This is a genomic window from Oleiphilus sp. HI0061, assembly GCF_001635675.1.
Map to the genome: position 1 here is coordinate 1 of NZ_LWFE01001808.1, position 918 is coordinate 918.

A 918-nucleotide genomic window follows, 5' to 3' on the forward strand; every position below is an offset into this window, starting at 1 on the left:
TCGGCCTTGATAATGTAGGCACCACGCAAGCGAACATAATCCCCTAAGACTAAGCGCTTGAACTTCTTACGCGACAAGGTTTGATCTTCAGTGTAATCACTCTTCTCGATGTAGAGTGTTTCAGTAAATGGCAGACTGCGACTCCCTAACTCCGGCTTACTAGGGTGACAGGCAGCATTCAGCAATTCGTCAGCACCCTGGGCGTTATTATCAGCCATGTTAGATATCGTCACCTTAATAGGGTTCATCACACACATGGCGCGCGCAGCATTGTCGTTTAAATCATCACGAATCGCTCGCTCAAGAATCGCCACGTCAATATCACTATTGTTCTTGCTTGAAACAGGGATCATATCGCAGAAGCTTTTTAGCGCAGTGGGCGTAAAGCCACGACGACGCATACCTGATACCGTTGGCATACGCGGGTCATCCCAACCTGAAACGACACTGTCATCCACCAACTTCTTAAGCTTACGTTTACTGGTAACGGTATAGTTCAAGTTCAAACGACCAAATTCGTACTGGCGAGGCTTACTCGGAACAGGTAGGTTTTCCGTAAACCACTCATATAAAGGCCGGTGAGCCTGAAACTCCAAGGTACAAATTGAGTGCGTCACACCTTCAATGGCATCTTCCTGCCCATGAGCAAAATCATAACTCGGATAAATACACCACTTATCACCCGTTTGATGATGAGAAGCCTTACGGATACGATAAAGAATCGGGTCACGCAAATTCATATTTGGTGAGGCCATATCGATCTTGGCGCGTAAAACACAAGCGCCTTCATCGTACTCACCGGCACGCATCTTCTCGAACTCAGCTAAATTCTCTTCAACTGTACGCTCTCGATAAGGACTTTCTTTACCAGGAGACGTCGCCCAACCACGATACTCTTTGGCTTCGGCAGGGGAAAGG

At 47.4% G+C, this 918-nt stretch carries 1 protein-coding gene; it reads right to left on the reverse strand.

From position 1 onward, the window contains the following. Window positions 1-918, reverse strand: a 918-nt coding sequence (locus A3735_RS27510; RefSeq protein WP_231882673.1) for a glutamate--tRNA ligase family protein, incomplete at both ends; no start/stop codon positions are given.